Source organism: Dyella sp. 01N36 (assembly GCF_056399745.1).
Map to the genome: position 1 here is coordinate 1 of NZ_JBFTRY010000183.1, position 6563 is coordinate 6563.

4 protein-coding genes are annotated in these 6563 nt (G+C 62.8%); all 4 read right to left on the minus strand.

All coding sequences use genetic code 11. The features are described 5' to 3' along the window. Window positions 1-1592, minus strand: a 1592-nt coding sequence (gene fusA, locus AC1DMG_RS18375; protein ID WP_477180870.1) for an elongation factor G, incomplete at its 3' end; no start/stop codon positions are given. Window positions 1593-1625: 33 nt separating this feature from the next. Next, complete coding sequence (rpsG, locus tag AC1DMG_RS18380; RefSeq protein WP_477180871.1) at window positions 1626-2093, minus strand: 30S ribosomal protein S7; 468 nt, start codon at window positions 2091-2093, stop codon at window positions 1626-1628. A gap of 12 nt (window positions 2094-2105) precedes the next feature. Then, a complete protein-coding gene (gene rpsL / locus AC1DMG_RS18385; RefSeq protein WP_121881674.1) occupies window positions 2106-2480 on the minus strand; it encodes a 30S ribosomal protein S12 in 375 nt (124 codons plus the stop codon). Window positions 2481-2658: 178 nt separating this feature from the next. Then, the coding region (gene rpoC, locus AC1DMG_RS18390) for a DNA-directed RNA polymerase subunit beta' (RefSeq protein WP_477180872.1) at window positions 2659-6563 on the minus strand (3905 nt) is incomplete at its 5' end.

The window sequence follows — 6563 nt, forward strand, 5'->3', positions numbered from 1 at the left end:
GTGCTCTTGCGGTCTTCTTCGGTCATCGGCGACAGCTCGATCACCACGTGACCGTACTGACCCTTACCACCGGACTGCTTGGCGTGCTTGTAATCCGACTTGACGTCCGACGAACGAATCGTCTCGCGGTAGGCCACCTGCGGCTTGCCGACGTTCGCCTCGACGTTGAACTCGCGGCGCATGCGGTCCACCAGGATGTCCAGGTGAAGCTCGCCCATGCCCGAGATGATGGTCTGACCCGACTCTTCGTCCGTACGAACGCGGAACGACGGATCTTCCRCAGCCAGACGGCCGAGGGCGATACCCATCTTTTCCTGGTCCGACTTGGTCTTGGGCTCCACCGCCATCGAAATCACCGGCTCCGGGAACGTCATGCGCTCCAGAGTGATGATGTGATCCTGCGAGCACAGCGTGTCACCGGTCGTCACGTCCTTCAGGCCGACCGCTGCGGCGATATCGCCAGCGCGGACTTCCTTCAGCTCCTGACGCTCGTTGGCGTGCATCTGCAGGATGCGGCCGATACGCTCCTTCTTGGACTTGACCGGGTTGTACACCTGGTCGCCCGCGTTGAGCGTGCCCGAGTAGACGCGGAAGAACGTGAGCGAACCCACGAACGGGTCGGTCATGATCTTGAACGCGAGCGCGGAGAACGGCGCGGCGTCGTCGGCCTTGCGCGTAGCTTCGTTCTCGTCTTCGTCCAGACCAGCGACCGGCGGACGATCGATCGGCGACGGCAGCAGGTTGACCACCGCGTCGAGCATCGCCTGCACGCCCTTGTTCTTGAAGGCGGTACCGCAGAAGACCGGAATGATCTCGCTGGACAGCGTGCGCGCACGCAGACCGCCGATGATCTCTTCCTCGGTCAGGTCGCCGCCTTCCAGGTATTTGTTCATCAGCTCTTCGGACGCTTCGGCAGCCGACTCGACCATGTACGAACGGGCTTCGGCAGCCTTGTCCGCGAGGTTGGCCGGGATGTCGGCGTACTCGAACTTCATGCCCTGGGATTCCATGTCCCAGATGATGGACTTCATCTTGAGCAGGTCGACCACGCCCTCGAAGTTGTCCTCGGCGCCGATCGGCACCTGCATCGGGACCGGGTTGGCACCCAGGCGAGCCTTCAGCTGGTCGACCACCTTGTAGAAGTTCGCGCCAGTGCGGTCCATCTTGTTGACGAACGCGAGGCGCGGCACCTTGTACTTGTTGGCCTGACGCCAGACGGTTTCAGACTGCGGCTGCACACCACCCACCGCGCACAGCACGAACACCGCGCCGTCGAGCACGCGCAGCGAACGCTCCACTTCGATGGTGAAGTCCACGTGTCCCGGGGTGTCGATGATGTTGAAGCGGTGCTCGGGCAAGGAACGATCCATGCCCTTCCAGAACGCCGTCGTTGCCGCCGACGTAATGGTGATGCCRCGCTCCTGYTCCTGCTCCATCCAGTCCATCGTKGCKGCRCCRTCRTGCACYTCGCCRATCTTGTGRYTSACRCCGGTGTAGAACAGGATSCGCTCSGTGGTGGTGGTCTTGCCGGCATCGATGTGAGCCATGATGCCGAAGTTGCGGTAGCGCTCGATAGGAGTGGTGCGTGCCACGGTCTTAACCTCTGAAAGTTCTAGCTGTACTGCTTACCAGCGGTAATGCGAGAAGGCCTTGTTGGCCTCTGCCATACGATGCGTCTCTTCGCGCTTCTTGATCGCGCCACCGCGATTTTCCGAAGCTTCGAGCAACTCGGCGGCCAGCTTGCGCGGCATCGAGGTCTCGCCGCGCTTGCGGGCGGAGTCGATGRCCCAGCGCATGGCGAGCGCCATACGGCGGCCCGGACGCASTTCGACCGGCACCTGGTAGGTGGCGCCGCCGACACGACGGGACTTCACCTCAACCGCCGGAGCGATGTTGTTGAGCGCCTTTTCGACCAGCTGCACCGGCTCGGCGTTCTTTTCGCCGAGGTGGGCAAGCGCGCCGTAGACGATGCTTTCTGCGACCGACTTCTTGCCGCTCTTCATCACCATGTTGATGAAGCGAGCGATCAGCTGGCTGCCGTGCTTGGGATCCGGCAGGATCAGACGGGCGGGATGTGAACCTTTACGCGACATGTTGGAAGTCCTTTACTTCTTCGGGCGCTTGGCGCCGTACTTGGAGCGCGACTGGCGGCGCTTGGTGACACCGGCGCAGTCGAGACTGCCGCGCACCGTGTGGTAACGCACACCCGGCAGATCCTTGACGCGACCGCCGCGGATCAGGACCACGGAGTGCTCCTGCAGGTTGTGGCCTTCGCCACCGATGTAGCTGATGACTTCGTAGCCGTTGGTCAGGCGCACCTTGGCAACCTTACGCAGCGCCGAGTTCGGCTTCTTAGGGGTGGTGGTATAAACACGCGTGCAGACGCCGCGGCGCTGCGGGCTGTTCTGCAAAGCCGGCGAAGCACTCTTGTAGGTCTTCGGGCTGCGGGATTTGCGAACCAACTGGTTGACTGTCGTCATTGAAGCTGTTCCTGAGAAACATAAAGGCAGACCGAACCGGCTCGGTCTGCCAAGAAGCGGGAATTTAACATGGGCAGCCTGTCACAGACAAGCTGACGCCCTGCCGGCCATGGCCCGAACACGAGGCGCACTCCTTGCGCCTCTTTTCGTATGTCAGCGAGTAAAGCCCGGTAAGGGCTTACTCCACACCAATGTCGCTACCGGTGGTGGCTTCTGCGAAGGAAGCCGATGAAGCGGAGCCGGAAAGAGTTTCGAGCTCCGAGGCGGTAAGACCGCCCTGGCGATGACGCGCTGCGTGATACGCCAGACCCGTACCAGCCGGAATAAGACGGCCGACAATAACATTTTCCTTCAGGCCACGCAAGGTATCGCGCGTGCCGCGGACCGCAGCTTCCGTCAACACTCGGGTGGTTTCCTGGAAGGACGCCGCCGAGATGAAGGATTCCGTGGCCAACGACGCCTTGGTGATACCCAGCAGCACCGACTGGAATTCAGCCGGACGCTCACCACGGTGGACAGCACGGTCGTTTTCGCCGTTGATGCGAACACGCTCGACTTGCTCACCGCGCAGGTAGTGGCTCTCGCCCGGATCGGTGATCTCAACCTTGCGCAGCATCTGGCGMAYGATCRCTTCGATGTGCTTGTCGTTGATCTTCACGCCCTGCAGACGGTASACGTCCTGGATTTCCTTGACCAGGTAAGCGGCCAGCGGCTCGACACCCAGCAAGCGCAGGATGTCATGCGGGCTGGGCTCGCCGTCCACGATGGTTTCGCCCTTCTCCACGTGCTCGCCTTCGAACACGATGACCTGGCGCCACTTGGGAATCAGCTCCTCGTGCTCGTTGCCATCCACGTCCTTGATGATCAGGCGCTGCTTGCCCTTGGTGTCCTTGCCGAAGCTGATCACGCCCGAGCGCTCGGCGAGGATTGCCGGCTCCTTGGGCTTGCGTGCTTCGAACAAGTCGGCCACGCGCGGCAGACCACCCGTGATATCGCGGGTCTTGGAGGTTTCCTGCGGGATACGTGCCACCACGTCACCCACGCCCACCTGCGCACCGTTCTGGATCGACACGATGGCGCCGGCCGGGAGCATGTACTGCGCCGGCACGTCGGTGCCCGGCAGCTTGAGCTCGCGACCCTTGGCGTCTTCCAGACGCACGATCGGGCGCAGATCCTTGGCGGCCGTACCACGGCGCTTCGGATCGGTCACCACCGCCGACTCCAGGCCGGTCAGTTCGTCGGTCTGGCTCTGCACGGTGATGCCATCGATGAAGTCGATGAAGCGCACCGTACCTGCCACTTCCGACACGATCGGATGGGTATGCGGATCCCAGTTGGCCACGGCCTGGCCAGCCTTGACCGGGTCGCCGTCCTTGACTGCGATGGTGGCGCCGTAAGGCACCTTGTAGCGCTCGCGCTCGCGGCCGTTGGCGTCGATGACGCTCACTTCGCCCGAACGCGACACTGCCACCAGGTGACCCTGGTTGTGGTGCACGGTCTTGAGGTTGTTGAACTTCAGCGTGCCGGTGGTCTTCACCGTCACGTTGTCCACGGCAGCAGCACGGGAAGCCGCACCACCGATATGGAAGGTACGCATGGTCAGCTGGGTACCCGGCTCACCGATCGACTGCGCAGCCACCACACCCACGGCCTCACCCATGTTCACCAGGTGACCACGGGCCAGGTCGCGGCCGTAGCACAGGGCGCACACGCCATGATCGGCGGCGCAGGTGATGGGCGAGCGCACCTTGACCGACTGCACGCCGGCCTTGTCGAGCTTCTCGACCAGGGCTTCATCCAGCAGGGTGTCGCGGGTGACCAGCGGTTCGTTGTCTTCGCCCGGGCCGTAGACGTCTTCCAGCGCCACACGACCAAGCACGCGGTCGCGCAACGGCTCGACCACGTCGCCGCCTTCCACGATCGGCTGCATGGTCACGCCATTGTCGGTGCCGCAGTCATCGAAGGTGATGACCACGTCCTGCGCCACGTCGACGAGACGACGGGTCAGGTAACCGGAGTTAGCCGTCTTCAACGCCGTATCCGCCAGGCCCTTACGGGCACCGTGGGTGGAGTTGAAGTACTGCAGCACGTTCAGGCCTTCGCGGAAGTTCGCCTTGATGGGCGTCTCGATGATCGAGCCGTCCGGACGAGCCATCAGGCCGCGCATACCGGCCAGCTGACGAATCTGCGCGACCGAACCACGGGCGCCGGAGTCAGCCATGATGTACAGCGAGTTCATCGACTTCTGGTTGACCGTCTTGCCTTCGGCATCGGTGACCTTCTCGGTACCGATACCGTCGATCATGGCCTTGGCGACCAGTTCGTTGGTACGCGACCAGATGTCGACGACCTTGTTGTAGCGCTCGCCGGCGGTGACGAGACCAGACTGGTACTGCTCCTGGATCTCGACCACTTCCTTCTCGGCTTCTTCCAGGATCGGCTTCTTCTCGTCGGGGATGATCATGTCATCGATGCCGATCGAGATGCCCGCACGCGTGGCGAAGCGGAAGCCGGTGTACATCAGCTGGTCGCCGAAGATCACCGTGTCCTTCAGACCCAGGCGGCGATAGCACTGGTTGATCAGGCGCGAGATGTTCTTCTTGGTCAGTTCGGTGTTGGCCAGCGCGAACGGCAGGCCTTCCGGCATGATTTCGAGCAGCAGCGCGCGACCCACGGTCGTATCCACGATCGAGGTCTGCTCGGTGCGGCCGCCTTCTTCATCGATGTGCACCTGCTTGATGCGCACCTTGACCTTGGCATGCAGTTCAACCGCACGGTTGTCGTAGGCGCGGCGAACTTCGCCGATGCCCGAGAACACCATGCCGTTGCCCTTCGCGTTCACCAGCTCGCGGGTCATGTAGTACAGGCCAAGGACCACGTCCTGGGTCGGCACGATGATCGGCTCGCCGTTGGCGGGCGACAGGATGTTGTTGGTCGCCATCATCAGGGCGCGCGCTTCGAGCTGCGCCTCGATCGACAGCGGSACGTGCAYAGCCATCTGGTCACCGTCGAAGTCGGCGTTGAACGCCGYACASACGAGCGGATGCAGCTGGATGGCCTTGCCTTCGATCAGCTTCGGCTCGAATGCCTGGATRCCCAGRCGRTGCAGCGTCGGTGCRCGGTTSAGCATSACSGGATGCTCGCGGATCACCTCTTCGAGGATGTCCCACACCTGCCCTTCTTCGCGCTCGACGAGCTTCTTGGCGGCCTTGATGGTGGTGGCCTCACCGCGAGCCTGCAGCTTGGCGAAGATGAAGGGCTTGAACAGCTCAAGCGCCATCTTCTTGGGCAGACCGCACTGGTGCAGGCGCAGGGTCGGACCGACCACGATCACCGAACGACCGGAGTAGTCCACGCGCTTGCCAAGCAAGTTCTGGCGGAAGCGGCCCTGCTTGCCCTTGATCATGTCGGCCAGCGACTTCAGCGCGCGCTTGTTCGTGCCGGTGATGGCACGACCGCGACGGCCGTTGTCGAGCAGCGCATCGACCGATTCCTGCAGCATGCGCTTTTCGTTGCGCACGATGATGTCGGGCGCATTGAGTTCGAGCAGGCGACGCAGGCGGTTGTTGCGGTTGATGACGCGACGGTACAGATCGTTCAGATCGGACGTGGCGAAACGGCCGCCATCGAGCGGCACCAGCGGACGCAGGTCCGGCGGCAGCACGGGCAGCACGGTCAGCACCATCCACTCCGGCTTGTTGCCGGATTCGAGGAAGGCTTCGATCAGCTTGACGCGCTTGGTGAGGCGCTTCAGCTTGGTCTCGGAATTGGTCGAGCCGATCTCTTCCTTGAGGCGAATCACTTCGCCCGGCAGGTCGAGCGACTTGAGCAGCTCATAGACGGCCTCGGCACCCATGCGGGCGTCGAACTCGTCGCCGTGCTCTTCGACGGCTTCCAGGTACTGGTCTTCGCTGAGCAGCTGGCCGCGCTCAAGCGCGGTCAAACCTGGATCGATCACCACGAAGGCTTCGAAGTACAGGATGCGCTCGATGTCGCGCAGGGTCATGTCCAGCATCAGGCCGATGCGCGAGGGCAGCGACTTGAGGAACCAGATGTGCGCGGTCGGCGAGGCCAGTTCGATGT